The organism is Streptomyces sp. NBC_01669 (genome assembly GCF_026339735.1).
GTDB lineage: Bacteria > Actinomycetota > Actinomycetes > Streptomycetales > Streptomycetaceae > Streptomyces > Streptomyces yanii.
In genome coordinates this window covers 5,948,372-5,963,744 of sequence record NZ_JAPEQG010000001.1, presented here as the reverse complement: position 1 = coordinate 5,963,744, position 15,373 = coordinate 5,948,372, and the positions used below count along the sequence as shown (strand labels likewise).

Annotated in this window: 12 protein-coding genes; 7 read left to right on the top strand and 5 right to left on the bottom strand. The window is 71.5% G+C overall.

Going from position 1 to position 15,373, the window contains the following annotated elements:
* The first annotated feature begins 131 nt into the window (after positions 1 to 131).
* The 3 genes from OG972_RS26760 to OG972_RS26750 are packed head-to-tail and all read left to right on the top strand — an operon-like array spanning position 132 to position 7,232.
* Positions 132 to 3,455: an FtsX-like permease family protein gene (locus tag OG972_RS26760; protein ID WP_266985575.1), complete on the top strand. Its 3,324-nt coding sequence runs from the start codon at positions 132 to 134 to the stop codon at positions 3,453 to 3,455.
* A gap of 1 nt (position 3,456) precedes the next feature.
* On the top strand, positions 3,457 to 6,273 hold the full coding sequence (locus OG972_RS26755) for an FtsX-like permease family protein (protein WP_266985573.1): 2,817 nt from the start codon (positions 3,457 to 3,459) through the stop codon (positions 6,271 to 6,273).
* Positions 6,270 to 7,232, top strand: coding sequence for an ABC transporter ATP-binding protein (locus OG972_RS26750; RefSeq protein WP_266985571.1), 963 nt, complete (start codon positions 6,270 to 6,272; stop codon positions 7,230 to 7,232). The genes OG972_RS26755 and OG972_RS26750 overlap by 4 nt, the downstream gene beginning before the upstream one ends.
* 74 nt (positions 7,233 to 7,306) lie before the next feature.
* Here OG972_RS26750 and OG972_RS26745 read toward each other — a convergent pair whose 3' ends face one another.
* The 3 genes from OG972_RS26745 to ettA are packed head-to-tail and all read right to left on the bottom strand — an operon-like array spanning position 7,307 to position 10,082.
* Entirely contained in the window at positions 7,307 to 7,993 is a 687-nt protein-coding gene (locus tag OG972_RS26745) for a hypothetical protein (RefSeq protein WP_266985569.1), read from the bottom strand.
* Complete coding sequence (locus OG972_RS26740; protein ID WP_266985567.1) at positions 7,990 to 8,412, bottom strand: thioesterase family protein; 423 nt, start codon at positions 8,410 to 8,412, stop codon at positions 7,990 to 7,992. The genes OG972_RS26745 and OG972_RS26740 overlap by 4 nt, the downstream gene beginning before the upstream one ends.
* A gap of 5 nt (positions 8,413 to 8,417) precedes the next feature.
* Positions 8,418 to 10,082 (bottom strand): energy-dependent translational throttle protein EttA, encoded by a 1,665-nt coding sequence (ettA, locus tag OG972_RS26735; protein WP_266985565.1) that lies wholly within the window; start codon positions 10,080 to 10,082, stop codon positions 8,418 to 8,420.
* A 228-nt stretch (positions 10,083 to 10,310) separates the two neighbouring features.
* On the opposite strand from ettA, the gene OG972_RS26730 reads away from it, so the two are divergent.
* From OG972_RS26730 to OG972_RS26715, 4 genes are all read left to right on the top strand, one after another.
* Positions 10,311 to 10,853: a DUF4262 domain-containing protein gene (locus OG972_RS26730; RefSeq protein ID WP_266985563.1), complete on the top strand. Its 543-nt coding sequence runs from the start codon at positions 10,311 to 10,313 to the stop codon at positions 10,851 to 10,853.
* 342 nt (positions 10,854 to 11,195) lie between these two features.
* The gene (locus OG972_RS26725; protein ID WP_266985561.1) at positions 11,196 to 12,110 is read left to right on the top strand and encodes a PP2C family protein-serine/threonine phosphatase; all 915 of its coding nucleotides are present in this window, start codon (positions 11,196 to 11,198) and stop codon (positions 12,108 to 12,110) included.
* 402 nt (positions 12,111 to 12,512) lie between these two features.
* Entirely contained in the window at positions 12,513 to 12,806 is a 294-nt protein-coding gene (locus tag OG972_RS26720) for a GYD domain-containing protein (RefSeq protein WP_266985559.1), read from the top strand.
* Between the two features lie 22 nt (positions 12,807 to 12,828).
* Positions 12,829 to 12,972 carry a hypothetical protein gene (locus OG972_RS26715; RefSeq protein ID WP_266985557.1) on the top strand — a complete coding sequence of 48 codons (144 nt, stop codon included), beginning with the start codon at positions 12,829 to 12,831 and terminating at the stop codon, positions 12,970 to 12,972.
* A gap of 197 nt (positions 12,973 to 13,169) precedes the next feature.
* On the opposite strand, the gene OG972_RS26710 is transcribed toward OG972_RS26715, so the two are convergent.
* Positions 13,170 to 14,612, bottom strand: a complete 1,443-nt coding sequence (locus OG972_RS26710) for an LAETG motif-containing sortase-dependent surface protein (protein WP_266985555.1) — start codon at positions 14,610 to 14,612, stop codon at positions 13,170 to 13,172.
* A 217-nt stretch (positions 14,613 to 14,829) separates the two neighbouring features.
* Complete coding sequence (locus OG972_RS26705) at positions 14,830 to 15,327, bottom strand: single-stranded DNA-binding protein (RefSeq protein WP_266985553.1); 498 nt, start codon at positions 15,325 to 15,327, stop codon at positions 14,830 to 14,832.
* Between the last annotated feature and the right edge of the window lie 46 nt (positions 15,328 to 15,373).

Here is a 15,373-nt window from a genome sequence, read left to right as displayed (position 1 = left end):
TGCTCCGCCTCCGGATAACGGTCACGATCCCATCAAGGTGTGGGCGTAAGCGGTTTCCAGCAGTGGGGGCGCTCTGAAAGCATCCTGGGAGCGTCGGGGGGCGTGTGGGGCGACAGAGCCGAGGGGGCCAGGTGACGGGGTTCGTCTTTCTGCGGGTGAGGGCGCATCGGCTCCTTCTTGCCGCAGCCCTTCTGGCCGTCCTGCTCACCACCTCGGTGCTGGCGGCGCTCACCGCCTTCTCCGGCTCCATCGGAGACGCGGCCCTGCGCCACACGCTCACCCACCGCTCCTCCGCGTCCGCGTCGCTCGTCGTCTCCGCGCAGGTGGAGCGCGAGCAGCGGGGAGCGGCCGACCAGGCCGCGCGCAAGGCCGCCCGTGAGACGTTCGACGGTCTGCCGGTAACCGTACGGAAGCTGGAGGCCTCGGGGCCGTACGCGCTGCCGCGGAGCCTGCAGGCTCCGGCGGCCCGGCGCGGCGATCCCGATCTCACCCGGTTCGCCTCGCTCGACCGCAGCCGCGTCCGTCTCACCGCGGGCCGCCTGCCCCGCGCCGGGAGCGGGAAGAGCGGCGTCCCCGTCGAGGTGGCCCTGCCCTCCGTCGCGGCCGACGTGCTGAAGCTGAAGCCCGGCGCGCGACTCACGCTCACCGACCGGCTCGCCGAGGGCACCAGGCTGCCGGTCCTGATCACCGGCCTCTACGAGGCGGCCGACCAGGCCGACCCGTACTGGCAGTTGGACGAGCTCGGCGGGCGCGGCGTCCGCAAGGTCGTCTTCACCACGTACGGTCCGCTGCTCACCGATCCCGCCGTGCTCGGCTCCGGGCGGATCAGCTCCGGCGATATGGCGTGGCTGGCCGCCGCCGACTTCCGTACGGTCACCACGGACCGCATCCCCGCGCTGCACACCGCCGCGACCAAGGGCCCGAAGGCGCTCCTCGCCACCCCTGAGTTCAAGGCCGGGGCCCTCGTGCAGACCTCGCTGCCCACCGTCCTCGACCAGATCGACCGGGCGCTGCTGGTGTCCCGCTCGACCCTAATGATCGTCGCCGTGCAGCTGGTGCTGCTCGCCGGTTACGCGCTGCTGCTCGTGGCCCGGCTGCTGAGCAGTGAGCGCGGCGGGGAGACGGAACTGCTGCGGGCCCGCGGTGGTTCGCGCGGCCGGATCACCTCGCTCGCCGCGATCGAGGCACTTCTGCTCGCGCTGCCCGCCGCCGTCATCGCCCCCCTGCTGGCCGGGCCGCTGACCCGGCTGCTGGCGGACCGCGGCGAGCTCACCCGGATCGGGCTGCGGCTCGACACGGGCGCGACCGGCACCGTGTGGCTGGTGGCCGCCACCGTCGCGCTGGCCTGTGCGCTGGCCGTCGTCGCACCCGCGCTGGCCGCCAGCGCGGGGATGCGCAGCCGCAGCCGGGCCGCCGCGCTGCCCGGGCCGGTGCGCGCGGGCGCCGACATCGGGCTGCTGCTGATCGCGGCGGTGGCGTACTGGCAGCTCGACCGGCAGACCGGCAGCTCCGGCAGCGGTGCGCTCAGCGGTGACCGGGAGGGCGGTCTCGGCATCGATCCGCTGCTCGTCGCCGCGCCCGCGCTGCTGCTGCTCGCGGGCACCGTACTGACGCTGCGGCTGCTGCCGCCCGCGGCCAGGCTGGCGGAACGTCGTGCGGCGGGCGGCCGGGGGCTGTCCACCGCGCTGGCCGGCTGGCAGTTCAGCCGCCGCCCGCTGCGCGGCGCCGGACCGGTGCTCCTGCTGGTCCTGTCTGCCGCGATGGGCATGCTGGCGATCGGGCAGAGCGCGTCCTGGGACCGTTCGCAGGGCGACCAGGCGGACTTCAGGACCGGCGCGTCGGTGCGCATGGTGGGCGGAATCAACGGCGATCCGACAAAGACCGGGGCGTACGCACAGCTGCCGGGGGTACGGGAGGCGGCACCCGCATTCCGTACGACGGTGGATCTGTCCGGCGACCGCGCGGCCGACGTGGTCGCCCTGGACACCGCGCACGCCGACGAGCGGATGCTGATGCGCGGCGATCTCGCCGACGGGCCGGCGGACGGGCTGTTCGCCTCGATCACACCGCCGAAGAGCGCGCGGGCCGGGCTGCTGCTGCCGAAGGGCAGCAGGGAGATCCGGTTCGACCTGCAGATCTCCGTGGATTCGGCGGCGCACCGGACGTCGCCGTCCGGCATGGCCCCGCAGGTCACCGTGGAGCTGGAGGACCGTTACGGCATTCCGTACCGGGTTCTCCTCGGAACCGTACCGGCCGACGGCAGGGCGCACCCCCTGTCGCTCGCGGTGGCGGCCGCCGGTGAGCTGGCCGTGACCGGGTTCGAGCTGAACGGCACGCAGCCCGTCGGCCGGAGCGAGACGCACCGGGTCGCCGTGAGCCGGCTGCGGACCGTGACCGCGGACGGCACCGACCAGCCGGTTCCCGTCCCGGCCGGATTCGGCTGGCAGGGCACCCTGACCACCGGCCTCCTCAACGAGACGCGGCCAGGCAGCCCCGTCCACGCGGCCGCGTCCGACCGGGACCCGCTGACGGTCGGATACGACACCGGGTCCATCCCGGCCGAGGACGCGGTGTACGGGGTGCCGGCCCTCACCGTGCGGGTCGTCGCGCCCCGCGCCGAGGCACCGGCGCTCCGCGCGGTCGCCACCGACACCTATCTGAAGGCATCCGGCGCGAAGGTGGGGCAGGACGTCGATGTCACGCTGGCCGGCGAAACGGTCCGGGTGAAGATCGTGCGGTCGGTCCGTCAGCTGCCCACCACCGGGCCGGGCGCCGCCACCACCGCCGCTGCCGCCGAGGCGTCCCGGCTCCGGGACGGCGGCGCGCTGCTGCTCGACCTCAGGGCCCTCGGCCAGGTCCTCGCGGACCGCCCGAACGCGGTCCTCACCGCCACCGAATGGTGGCTGAGCACCGATCCCGGCCAGACCGGGAAGGTCGCCGCCGCGCTCCGTGCGCAGCCGGACACCGACCCGGCGCAGGTGCTGGTCCGCGACGAGGCGGCCCGGGATCTGCTGGGCGACCCGCTGGGCGCCGGGCCGCAGTCCGCGCTGCTCGCGGTGGCGGTCGTCGCCGCCGCGCTGGCAGCGGTCGGCTTCGCGGTGAGCGCCGTCGGATCGCAGCGCGAACGGTCCGCCGAATTCGCCGTGCTGCGGGCGCTGGGTGCACCGCGCCGCGGGCTGGCCCGGATGATCGCCGCCGAGCAGGGCGTGCTGATCGCCATCGCACTGCTGGTCGGGTTCGCGCTCGGGGCCGTACTGACCAGGGCCGTCGTGCCACTCATCGTGCTGACCGGGCAGGCCGCCCAGCCGGTGCCGCCCGTGCTGGTGCAGCTGCCGGCCGGGCAGGTCGCCGCGCTGCTGGCGGGTGTCGCCGCGCTGCCGCTGCTGATCGTGGCGGCGCTCGCCCTGCGCCGCGCCGACCCTGCGATTTCGCTGCGCCACCAGGGGGACAACTGACATGAGCCCGCGTTCCGACAGCGGTCGTTCCGCAGCCATCACCCGGGCCGGCGCCTGTGCCCCGTGGGTTCGTACCCGGCTGCGTACCGCGCCCGGGGCCGCCTGCGCGCTCGGGTTGCTGGTGCTGCTCACGGCGTTCCTCGCCGCCGCGTTCCCGCGGGCCGTCGACGCGTACGAGAACAAGGGGTTGCGCCACGACCTGGCCGTCGAGGACCCCAGGCGCAGCGTCCTGGAGCTGACCGCTCCGCCGCCCGCCCTGGGGGAGGAGGCGAAGCGCGAGGCCGCAGTGCGCGGGGCGGCGCTGGGCGCGATCCATCGCAAGGTCCTGGCCGGGCTGCCCGAACCGGTGCGCGCCGACGCCTCCCAGTCCTCGTACGGCATCCACACGACGGAGCCGATCGCCGCCGGGGAGAAATGGCTGCCCCGGCCCTACGGCCTCGACCCCGCACTGACCTACGCGACCCCCTCGGCCCTGCCGGCCCACGCCACGCTGCGCGACGGCGCCTGGCCCACCGTCCACGGCGCGGTCACCACGGCCGCCACGGAGGTCGAGGCCGCGGTCACCGAAGCGACCGCGAAGGCACTGCGGCTCAAGGTGGGTTCGACGATCGCGGTACCGACCCGCGGCGAGCGGCCGCTGACCGTACGGATCACCGGCATCATCGCCCCGAAGCTTCCGGAGGCCGCCTACTGGTCGTCCGAGCGCCTGCTGCGTACCCCGTCGCTGGTGGCGAAGACCGCCAAGGACCCCCTTTACTACTGGATAGCGGCCCTGCTGCTGCCGCCGGACGCGGCGCCCGCGCTGCTCGCCACGACCGGTGTCCCCGAACCGTACTGGCGGATCGCACCGGACCCCGACCGGCTCACCGCGCTCGACGTGGACCGGCTGCGTTCCCGGGTGGCTTCGCTGGAGAGCGGCCCCGAACTGCTGAAGCTGCGTGCGCTGGCCGGTCCGGCGGCGACACTGACGACCGATCTGGACGGGGTCCTCACCGGGTACGACGCAATGCGTTCGGCGATCAGCCCGGTCGTCACGGTCGCCGCCGTCGGGATCGGTGCCGTCGCCGCCGTCGTCCTGCTGATGACGGGCGGTCTGCTCGCCGCCCGCCGCCACAGCGAACTGGCTCTGCTGCGCTCGCGCGGCGGATCGCTGCGCGGCATCGGCGGACGGCTGCTCGCCGAGACCGCGGTGACGACGGTGCCCGCGGCGGCGCTCGGCCTGCTGCTCGCCGTTGCCGCCATCGGCCGGGTCCGGCTGTGGCCCGCGGTCGTCGGGGCCGCAGCCGTCGCCGTCCTGGTCTGTGTTGCCCTGCCGCTGGGTACGACGCTCGGTCACCGCATACCGCAACTGCACGGCGCCCGCGACGACATGATGACCGCCCGCCCGTCGCGGCGCCGCACGGTTGCCGAACTCACCCTGCTGGTGCTGGCCGTCGGCGCGGTCGCCGCGCTGCGCCGCCGCGGTACCGCCGCGGACGGTGGCTCGGACTTCCTGGTCAGCGCCGCGCCGGTGCTGGTGGGGCTGATCGCGGCGCTGGTCCTCGCCCGCCTGTACCCGCTGCCGCTGCGGCTCGCCTCCCGCTCGGTCGCCCGGCTGCGCGGCGCGGTCGGCTTCCTCTCACTGGCCCGTGCCGGGCGCGCGTCGGCGAGCGGCGCACCGGCCCTGCTGGCGCTGCTGGTCGCACTGACGACGGCGGCGTTCGGCGGCTCGGTGCTGGCGGGGGTCGCCGACGCGCGGGACGACGCGGCGGTGCTGGCCACCGGTGCGGACGCTCGGATCAGCGGCGAGGGTGATGCGATAGAACTCCCGGACCGGCTGGTCCGGGACGTACGGAAGGCGGGAGGCGTACGGGAAGTGGCGCCGGTCCAGATCGAGTACAGCGTTCCGCTGCCATCCGGCGACCTCGGCTCCGACGTGAAAGCCACGCTGGTCGGCGTCGATCCGGGGACGTACGCGAGGCTGGCCCGCGCGACCGGTCTCGGGCCGTTCCCCGCGGACCGGCTGAAGGCCACCGGAGCGGCGCCCGGGAAGGGCACCCTGCCGTCGAAGGACCGGGTGCTGCCCGTCCTCGCCTCGCCGTCCGTGGCCGAGCAGCTCGGCGAACGGCCGCGCGCCATCAAGTCGCTGGCCGGCGACTTCAAGGTGCGGGTCGTCGGAACAGTGACGCGTACGCCGGCCGTCGACAACGCCGACTTCCTGGTCGTCGACGCCGCGTCCCTCACCCACCGGCAGACCACCACCCTGCTGGTCACCGGCGGCTCCGCGGACGCGAAGGCGCTGCGCGCGGCCACGCACCGGGCGGGCCCGACGTTCTTCCTGCAGCTGCGGTCCGAGGAGCGCGCGGCGTTCGTCGACACCCCCATGCAGTCGGGTGCCGAGCGGATCTACACGGCGGCGATCGCGGCCGGCGCGGGCTACGCCCTGCTCGCCGTACTGCTGTCGCTGCTGCAGACGGCACCGGAACGCACCGCGCTGCTAGCGCGTCTGCGGACCATGGGCCTCACTCGCCGGCAGGGCCGACGGCTCCTCGGCCTGGAGGCGATGCCGCAGGCACTGCTGGCCGCCATCGGCGGGCTTCTCGTCGGCTGGGCGACGATCGCCCTGCTGGCACCCGGCGTCGACCTCGTACAGCTGGCGCTGTCCAGCGGGCCCGGCTCCGACACGCTCGACACCGCTCCCCTGCGGGCCGACCTGTGGTCGCTGGCGCTCCCGGCGCTCGGCGTGGTCGCACTCGCCGCCACCGTGGCAGCCGTGCAGGCCTGGTGGGCCGGGCGCCGTGGATCGATCACCGAACTCAGGGCAGGAGACACCCGATGACGTCGTCGACGACCGAGACCACGCTGGCGGAGCTCGAACGGCGGGCCACCGCACGCCGCGACCGACCCTCGTACGGGCACGACGCACTGATCGCCTGCGATCGGCTGGTCCGCATCTTCACTGCGGACGGGGTGGAGGTGCAGGCCCTTCAGGGCCTCGATCTGCTGGTCACCGAGGGCGAGTTGATGGCGCTCGTCGGGGCATCCGGCAGCGGCAAGTCGACCCTGATGAACATTCTGGCGGGCCTCGACGTGCCGACGGCCGGGTCGGCGAAGGTCGCGGGCTGCGATCTTCTGTCGATGGGCCAGAAGGAACGGCTCCGTTACCGCCGGGACGTCGTCGGGTTCGTCTGGCAGCAGACCGCCCGCAACCTGCTCCCGTACCTCACCGCCATCCAGAACGTCACGCTGCCCATGCAGCTGCGCGGCCGCGGCCGGAACCGCGAACGCGCCGCGCGCGCCGAGTCGCTGCTGCAGATGCTGGAGGTCGCGGACTGCCGCGACCGGCGGCCCCCGCAGATGTCCGGCGGCCAGCAGCAACGGGTGGCGATTGCCGTCGCACTCGCCAACAGCCCCTCGGTGCTGCTCGCCGACGAACCGACCGGCGAGCTGGACTCGGCGACGGGCGAGCAGGTGTTCGCCGCGTTCCGCCGGGCCAACGAGGAGCTGGGGACGACGATCGTGATCGTCACGCACGACCAGGCGGTGGCGGGCGAGGTCCGCCGTACGGTCGCCATCCGCGACGGCCGTACGTCGTCCGAGGTGCTGCGCCGTACGGAGGTGGACGCGGCGACGGGCCAGGAGTCCCAGGTTGCTCGCGAGTACGCGATGCTCGACCGCGCGGGGCGGCTGCAGCTGCCCGCCGACTACACGGAGACGCTCGGGATGGAGCACCGCGTGATGCTGGAGCTGGAGCAGGACCACATCGGGGTGTGGCCGGACGACCAGCGCGGCGGGTAGTGCCCCTCCCGGCAAGCTTTGCCGGTCACAGCACTAGCGGGCGCCTTACCCGCAGGTCCGCGCCGGCCTCGGCGTCAGCGGGCGCCGATCGTCACCGCGAGGTTGCCGAGTCCGCTGCCCGCGCCGCGCACGGCGATCGAGCCGAACGGAGTGCGCAGCCGCAGCCACGGCCCCGAGGCGAACAGCGCGACCGGGAAGTCCGGGGCCGGGCGCAGGAAGCCGAGGGACTGGGCGGCGTGGACGGCTCGCAGCGGGAGTCCCGTGCCGCCGACCGTGCGCGACCATATGTCGCGGCCGATCAGGTCCCGTTCCGCCCTGGTGCGGCGGTCCTCGGGCAGCGCCTCGTCGCGGGAGCGGAACTCCGCCACCGCGGCGGTGACGGCGGTGCGCAGGGAGACGGGGTCCGGCAGTCCGGGCCGTTCCTGCCAGCCGGTGCGCGGCGGGAGCATCCCCGTCCACGGCGGCCCGGTGACGGGCGCGGGCAGCCCGCCACGGGAATCACCCGTCTCGACGTCGAGCGATTCGAGGAGTTCACCGGCGGACGCGGTGATGTCGAAGTCGATCGGGCCGGCCAGCCGAGCCGTCCGGATCGCAAGGACCTCGAACGACGGCGGCCTGCCGAACACGGCCAGTGCTCCGCCGCCCGCCTGCAACCGGACGGCAGCCGCCCGGTCGTAGTGGAGCAGGCGGCCGAGGAAGGCGGCGAGATCCGCCGCCTCCCTCGCGTCGGCGAAGTGCAGCGACTGCACAGGCACCGTCATACGGCGGCGGGCTCCTCGGCCAGGTACTCCTGGAGGAAGAGCTTCTCCTCCGCGGAGATCCGCCGGGGTCGCTCCTCGGCCAGGTTGTACGGCACGACGATGGTCGAGGCCCGCACGTACACCTGGTCCGGGTCCTTGATCTCGTACGAGATCGTCAGGGACGCGGCACCTATTTTCGTGACCCAGGACTCGACGGTCACCGGCGCGTGCCGGTGGACCAGCGGGCGCACGTAGTCGATCTCGTGCCGGGCCACGACAGACCCGCCGGCGAAGGACGGCGAGCCGTCCCCCGGCGCCAGCCGGAACATGAAGTCGATGCGCGCCTCCTCCAGGTAGCGGAGGAAGACCACGTTGTTGACGTGGCCGAAGGCATCCATGTCCGACCAGCGCAGCGGGCACTTGTAGATATGACGAGCCAAGACGATCAGCCTCGCGTGAGCTTCTTGTACGTGGCACGGTGCGGGCGGGCCGCGTCCGCACCGAGGCGCTCGACCTTGTTCTTCTCGTACGACTCGAAGTTGCCCTCGAACCAGTACCACTTGGAGTCGCCCTCGTACGCCAGGATGTGCGTGGCGACGCGGTCCAGGAACCAGCGGTCGTGGGAGATGACCACCGCGGCGCCCGGGAACTCCAGGAGCGCGTTCTCCAGCGAGGACAGGGTCTCGACGTCGAGGTCGTTGGTGGGCTCGTCGAGGAGCAGCAGGTTGCCGCCCTCCTTGAGCGTCAGCGCCAGGTTGAGGCGGTTGCGCTCACCACCGGAAAGCACACCGGCCGGCTTCTGCTGGTCCGGGCCCTTGAAGCCGAACGCGGAGACGTACGCCCGCGACGGCATCTCGACCTGGCCGACGTTGATGTAGTCGAGCTCGTCCGACACGACCGCCCAGAGGGTCTTCTTGGGGTCGATGTTGGCGCGGCTCTGGTCGACGTAGGAGATCTTGACGGTGTCGCCGACCTTGATGCCACCGGAGTCCGGCGTCTCCAGGCCCTGGATCATCTTGAACAGCGTGGTCTTGCCCGCACCGTTCGGACCGATGACGCCGACGATGCCGTTGCGCGGCAGCGTGAACGACAGGTCGTCGATGAGGACCTTCTCGCCGAAGGCCTTCGAGAGGTTCTCGACCTCGACGACGATGGAACCGAGCCGCGGGCCCGGCGGAATCTGGATCTCCTCGAAGTCCAGCTTCCGCATCTTGTCCGCCTCGGCCGCCATCTCCTCGTACCGGGCGAGACGGGCCTTGGACTTGGTCTGCCGGCCCTTGGCGTTGGAGCGGACCCACTCCAGCTCTTCCTTGAGCCGCTTGGCGCGCTTCTCGTCCTTGCGGCCCTCGACCTTGAGGCGGGACGCCTTCTTGTCGAGGTACGTGGAGTAGTTGCCCTCGTACGGAATGGCGCGGCCGCGGTCAAGCTCGAGGATCCACTCGGCGACGTTGTTGAGGAAGTACCGGTCGTGCGTGACGGCGACGACGGCGCCCGCGTACTTCGAGAGGTGCTGCTCCAGCCAGTTCACCGACTCGGCGTCGAGGTGGTTGGTGGGCTCGTCGAGGAGGAGCAGGTCCGGGGCCTCGATCAGCAGCTTGCAGAGCGCGACGCGGCGCTTCTCACCACCGGAGAGGTTGACGACGGGCCAGTCGCCGGGCGGGCAGCCCAGCGCGTCCATGGCCTGCTCCAACTGCGCGTCCAGGTCCCAGGCGTTGGCGTGGTCCAGGTCCTCCTGGAGCTTGCCCATCTCGTCCATGAGCGCGTCGGAGTAGTCGGTCGCCATGAGCTCGGCGACCTCGTTGAAGCGCTTGAGCTTGCCCATGATCTCGGCGGCGCCGTCCTGGACGTTCTCCAGGACGGTCTTCGACTCGTCGAGCAGCGGCTCCTGCATGAGGATGCCGACGCTGAACCCGGGCGACAGGAACGCGTCACCGTTGGACGGCTGCTCCAGGCCGGCCATGATCTTCAGCACCGTGGACTTACCGGCACCGTTGGGGCCCACCACACCGATCTTGGCGCCGGGCAGGAAGCTCAGCGTGACGTCGTCAAGGATCACCTTGTCGCCGTGCGCCTTGCGCGTCTTGCGCATCGTGTAGATGTACTCAGCCAAGAGAAACCGTCCGGCAATCGATGAGTGGGCAGATACATCCCATCTTGCCTGACGGCTACCCCTCGGGGGAAACCCGCGTGGTCGCACCCCTCTGACCTGCGACCTCCACATTCGTCCTCGTAGCCCACCTGTCACTGTCGGTCGTCATCGTTCGACCTCGGGCGCCCTCGCACGGCCCACAGGCGGCCCGTCGCCGTTCTTGATCAGGGGTGGCTCTACCCTCCTCGGATGGATGGCTCCCCCTGTTCCTGCCTCCTCTGCGCACCACCCTCCGAGGGTCCCGCCTGGGAGGAACGCGACAGCCGTGTATCGGCGAGCGTGACTGACTTCGGCTGGCATGTGATGGGCGTCGGCGCCGAAGGCGATGCGCCGGCGGACTGGGCCTACTCCATCGGCCTGTGGCACACCCTGCGCAGTCCTGAGGTCTGCGTCTTCGGGCTCCGGGTCGAAACGATGATGACCATCCTCAACACGGCCGGGTCCGAGATCCGGAACGGTCGCCCCCTCGAACCGGAACAGATACGAGACGACATCCTGAACGGCTACTCGGTCGCCGTCCGCCCTGTGCACCCCAGCTGGTACCAGGACTTCTTCGGCGCCGGGATCGATTTCTACCAGGCTCCCCCGCTCCCGATCACGCAACTGTTCTGGCCGGACAGAGCCGGCCGCTTTCCCTGGGAGGACGAGGCGGAGGAGTACTGCCGCGCGAGCCAGCCTCTGCTGTGGATTCCCAAGGGCGAGACCACTGGGCCGTGGGCGGACCTCGACTGACCCAAGCGACATACGTACATCGGAAGCCCGGACTCCGGACGGGCGAGTGGCGCCGTGTCGGCGTTGTCCGGGCCATCCGGCATGTGGCCGACGGGGCACGATGGCGGCAAGCCGCAAGGCCATGGCCTGAGAGCCTGTCGGGTGGCCTCTGACCGGGCGGTCCGCCGTCCTGCTCACGGTCTCGGCTTCACCGTGGTGCGCCTGGCGTCGCCGGCACTGATTCCCGCAGCCGTGATCGTGGACCTTTTCAACCCGGAAAGTTGGCCGTTCAATCGGTTCCTGGTGGGTCCACCGGCTCTGGCGGCCGCGAGCTGGGGTCCTGCCGGCACCTGCACGATCGGGATGGCTGCCCTTGCCACGGACATCGCACTGATCGCCGACAAGGGGGCCCTGGGCATGCCGAGGGCATGGCTGACGATGGGAACGATCGCCCTGGTCACTGTGGTGGCCATGTACGCCAGCCATGTGCGCCAAATGGGGGAGCGCACCATGGCCGACCTCCGTTCCGTCGACGAGGCCGCACAGCGCGCGCTGGTGCGGCCACTGCCGTCCCGCCCGGGACCCACGCGTATGGCCGCCATGTACCTTGCTGCCGCCGCGCAGGCCCGCATCGGCGGCGACTTCTACGAGGCCCAGCGCGCCCCGTACGGAATCCGGCTCATGATCGGCGACGTACGCGGCAAGGGCCTGCCCGCGGTGGACGTGGCGTCCGTCATGATGAGCGCCTTTCGCGAAGCGGTCCACGACGCACCCGATCTGCCCACCCTGGCCGCCCGCCTCGAGACGAGCATCCAGCGGTACGCCGCCCAGAGCGGCGAGGTCGAGGAACGCTTCGCCACCGGACTGCTCGCGGAGATCCCCGAGGACGGCGCCGTCCTTCGCCTCCTCACCTGCGGGCATCCGCCACCGCTGCTGCTGCTGAGCGGCGGCACCGTCCGGGAACTGGAAGCCACTGCTCCGTCTCCGCCCTTCAATCTCGCGGCGCTGCTTGGTGGCGGGTACCACGTCGACGTCGTCCCGTTCGGCACCGGAGACAGCCTGTTGCTGTATACGGACGGCGTGAGTGAAGCCCGCAATCGCGACGGTGCCTTCCACCCCGTCGCCGATCGCATCCGGCCCTTCGCAACCGCAGCCCCGCGCGCGCTGATCGACCACCTCGGGGCCGACCTGCTGGCCTATGCCTCCGATGAGCTCGACGACGCGGCTGCTCTGGTGATCCACCGCACATCGGATGGGACGCTCGCGCGTGGGAGCTGACGGCTGGGGCCGTGACCGGCCATGTTTGCCCCATGAGGAGCGTCGTCCGGTGCGTGCGGTCGCAAGGCGGCCGGAAATCCTTGGATGGGGTCTCCCCTGCTCGAACGGAGTCGAGAGCTTGGGGAAGAGGCCACCAGGGCTCTTGGCCGACGCGGAAGGGGGTCCCCGCTGGCCCTTAAGGCCTTGGGGGAGGGCGTGCCAGGCGGTGCGACGGGGCAACGCTTGCCGGGAGGGGCACTGGACGCCGCCCGAGCGGGCATGCGCCTCTCGCACGTTCCGACCACCGTGATCAACCGCCTGTGATCGCTTGTATAGCTCGTTCAGGTGCGCACCTCGTGCAGGCTTCAGTCGTGATGCCCAGGATTGTCCTCACGATGTGTTTCCTCATGGAGGTGAAAGAAGATGGCGACGTATGTCGCGTTGCTGAACTGGACCGATCAAGGGGTCCGAAACTACAAGGACACTGCGAAACGCGCCGAGGCCTTCGCCTCATCGGCACAGAAGCTCGGGGCGAAGCTTTTGAATATCTACTGGACCGTCGGTCCATACGACCTCGTGGCCGTCGTCGAGGCGCCCGACGACGAAACCGCCACCGCGACACTCCTACAGCTCGGCGGAGTGGGCAACGTCCGTACCACGACTCTGCGGGCTTTCGGTCAAGAGGAGATGGATCGCATCATCGCCAAGGCCGGCTGAAGACCTCCGCACACTGCAAGCGATGGCGTCCGGCGAGCCGACTCAGCAGGCCCGGCAGCAGGTCAAGAAGGTCCGCGGTTCGCTCGCCTTCGCGCCGCCCAAGCGCGGCAAGCTGCGCGATGTCCCCTTGGACCCTGAGGTGTCAGCGGCGCTGACCGAACAATGAAGCCCTTCCCGCCCGTGGACGTGTGACCTTGCCCTGGCTGACGCCGACCGGACCGAAGGTCAGCATCGGCTCACCCGTCCGCCCGACCGTAGGCCCCATGGGTGCCTTCCAGTACGCGACAGCCCCGGTACGCGTGGGCGTACCAGGGCTGTCATCAGCGCATCGTGACGGTGTGGCCCCGATGTGTCACTCAGTGTTTACTCCGCGGCGGTCTGCGTCTTCCGCTTCCGGAGGAGGAAGACCGCGCCGCCGCCGACGACGACCAGGGCGATGGCGATGCCCGCGATGACCGGAGTGGCGCTCGAGCCACCGGTCTCGGCGAGGTCGCCCCCCGTCCCGGTCGAGCTGCCGCCCGCGGAGGCCGGGGCGGGCTGGTCGACGGTCTGGGTGTCGGTGCCGCCGGTGGAGCTGCCGCTGGTCTTGCAGTCCAGGACGCCCTTGAACGTCTTGGTGAACCCCCCCGGTCCGGTGATCGTGAAGTCGTATGCCTGGTCCTCGGCGACCGGGACGGTCACCGTCTCCGACGCGCCGGCCTCGACGGTGTGCTTGATGCCGGCCAGCTCGAAGGTGAATGCCTCGTCGCCCTCGTTGCTCGCGGTGACGTCCACGCCACCCTTGGCGCAGTTCTTCTTCGCGGTGACCGCGGGGATCGCGCCCTTCTTGGCCCAGGTCGCGGTGGCGGTCGCGGAGACCGTGGACTCGCTGGAGCCGGCCAGGATCTGCGTCTGGCTCTTGGTCACTCCGGCGAAGGCCCGGCCGACCGGCACCGAGGTGGTGGCCTGGACGGTCAGCGAGGCGGTGCCGTCGGCGGCACCCGCCGGGACGTCGAAGTAGAGCTCGGCGCCGTTGGCGGCGGCGGTGACGGGCTTGCCGCTCTTGTCGGTGACCTTGACGCCGCTGGCGGAGTCGGCGGGCGGGGTCACCGAGACCTGGCCGGCGTTGGTGCGGACGGTGACCGGCCCGAGCCGCTCACCGGACCGGCCGGAGACCGCGGCCGGGTCCAGGGCGAGGGACGCCTTGGGCTCGGCGACGTCCTCGGCGTTCTCGCCCAGCCAGTCGGCAAGCTTCTCGGCCTGCTTGTCGCCGGCCTCGACATCAGCGTTGTCCGAGTAACGCCAGATGGCGACCTGGGTGCCCGCCGCGGCGGTCCGCTCGGTGAGCGGCCCGGTGCCGGCCTGCTTGGCGAGCGCCGCGAGGTCGTCGATCTGCGGGTAGGAGTGCTCCAGGATCCAGCGGATCCGGCCCGCGTTCTTGTTGGCGCCGAGCGACGTCTGGTTCCAGGGGGTCTCCAGGTACTTCGCCTGGTCCTGGGTCGGGTTATGGATGTCGATGCAGTACGTCTTGAGCTTGCCGCCGCCGTCGACGGTCATCTCGAAGAGCCCGGCGGGCAGCTCCTGCTTCTTCCCGTCCGTGGTGAGCACAGCCCGGTCGAAGGTCTTCAACCCGTCCAGGACCGCGGTGGCACCGCCCTGGTGCTGCGGCGCCTCGTCGGCGGACGCAGTGCCCGCGCCGACGAGGGCCCCGGCTATGACGAGTCCGGATGCCACCACCGATGCGGCCAGCCGGGCAATGCCCCGGCCCCGTGGCGGATTCGCCCCCGCGCTGGACGATGAAAAGGTCGCTGAAGAAGCAGAAAACACAGATGTCCCCTCCGGGCAGGGCCTTCCGCGCCTGATGCGCGTGTGGGGATTGCCCCGCCAGTCGACTCAAGTGCCCCGTGAGTACTGGGGAATCCTAAGGAAGCGACGAAGCGCAGTCCTTCGTCATACCGTCGTACAACCATTCCGAATCAGAATCGTTATCGCCGGAACTGTTTGCGACCCGCCGACCCCCGCTCAGCCCCCCCCTCGAGCGCGGTCACGGCGCCGACGCCAGCTCGGGGATGGGCTCCTGACGCGTCATCACTCCCACCGGCGCCTGCGCGCGCGTCCCCGCCGCCTCACCCGCTGCGGCGGCCGCATCCCTCCTGCCCGGCCGGGCCGTCAGCGTCGGGTCACCCCGCAGCACCCGCCGGAAGGCCGCGGTCCCCCGTGTCAGATCGTGTCCGACCGCCACCGCCTCGATGTCCACGGACGTCCGCCGCTGTCCGCCCCGTTCCTCCTCGCGCACCTTCAACCGGCCGTGCACGAGCAGTGGTTCTCCGACGGAGACCGAGCCCGCGAGATTCGCCGCCAGTGTGCGCCACGCCCACACGGTGTAGAAGCTGGTGTGCCCGTCCGTCCAGAGCTGTTGCTCCCGGTCCCAGCGGCGGGCCGTCACGGCGATCCGGAATCGCGCCATTCCCCCGGTCGCGGTCTCCCGGAACTCCACCCCGGTCGCCGCATTGCCCACCAGTGTCACCACGGTCTCGTTCATGCCTCCGCCTCCCCTTCGGCTCCGTGACCGCTGCCGCGCGGTCACT

Coding starts and splice junctions, on each gene's coding strand:
- OG972_RS26755 (WP_266985573.1), top strand. CDS start 3,457: ATGAGCCCGCGTTCCGACAGCGGTCGTTCCGCAGCCATCACCCGGGCC.
- OG972_RS26750 (WP_266985571.1), top strand. CDS start 6,270: ATGACGTCGTCGACGACCGAGACCACGCTGGCGGAGCTCGAACGGCGG.
- OG972_RS26745 (WP_266985569.1), bottom strand. CDS start 7,993: ATGACGGTGCCTGTGCAGTCGCTGCACTTCGCCGACGCGAGGGAGGCG.
- OG972_RS26730 (WP_266985563.1), top strand. CDS start 10,311: ATGGATGGCTCCCCCTGTTCCTGCCTCCTCTGCGCACCACCCTCCGAG.
- OG972_RS26725 (WP_266985561.1), top strand. CDS start 11,196: ATGGCTGCCCTTGCCACGGACATCGCACTGATCGCCGACAAGGGGGCC.
- OG972_RS26720 (WP_266985559.1), top strand. CDS start 12,513: ATGGCGACGTATGTCGCGTTGCTGAACTGGACCGATCAAGGGGTCCGA.
- OG972_RS26715 (WP_266985557.1), top strand. CDS start 12,829: ATGGCGTCCGGCGAGCCGACTCAGCAGGCCCGGCAGCAGGTCAAGAAG.
- OG972_RS26705 (WP_266985553.1), bottom strand. CDS start 15,327: ATGAACGAGACCGTGGTGACACTGGTGGGCAATGCGGCGACCGGGGTG.